This is a genomic window from Neobacillus drentensis, from assembly GCF_036966985.1.
GTDB lineage: Bacteria > Bacillota > Bacilli > Bacillales > Cytobacillaceae > Neobacillus > Neobacillus drentensis_E.
The window spans coordinates 260-696 of record NZ_JBALSN010000092.1; the positions used below are offsets into that span (position 1 = coordinate 260).

Here is a 437-nt window from a genome sequence, read left to right on the forward strand (position 1 = left end):
ATTTGTCGACAGTCTGAAGTGGAAAGAGTGATGTCACTACTCTTTCCACCTTTATAATTTTGTTGAAATTTTTAATTTTTCGCTTTTCCTGCTTCTACATCAAAGGTTAATTTCGTGCTCGCTTCATAATAATATGTGGATAATCCCATATTATACTTATCCTTTGCTTCAACGAAAATAGTATAGGTGCCTGGATTTTTTGCTGTCCATTTCAAAGTATTGCTGACCCCATAATCTTGTAATACGATTACTGCTCCCTTTTTATCTAGGATATAGAAGCGATATTCAGGGCTCCTGCTTCCTTCTGAAGTAGCAGTAAACTGAATTGAATCTTTAAAGACCTGTGTACCAGGCTTGTCTGTTGCGACACTCACAGTAGTAACTTTTTCGTCTTGGACTGTTTTTTCAGTCTCTAAGCTTACATTGCCCGCTTTGTC

1 protein-coding gene is annotated in these 437 nt (G+C 37.3%); it reads right to left on the reverse strand.

Annotation, left to right across the window (positions count from 1 at the left end; translation table 11 throughout):
* Window positions 1-71: 71 nt before the first annotated feature.
* Window positions 72-437, reverse strand: a 366-nt coding sequence (locus V7659_RS06600) for a triple tyrosine motif-containing protein (RefSeq protein ID WP_335538936.1), incomplete at its 5' end; no start/stop codon positions are given.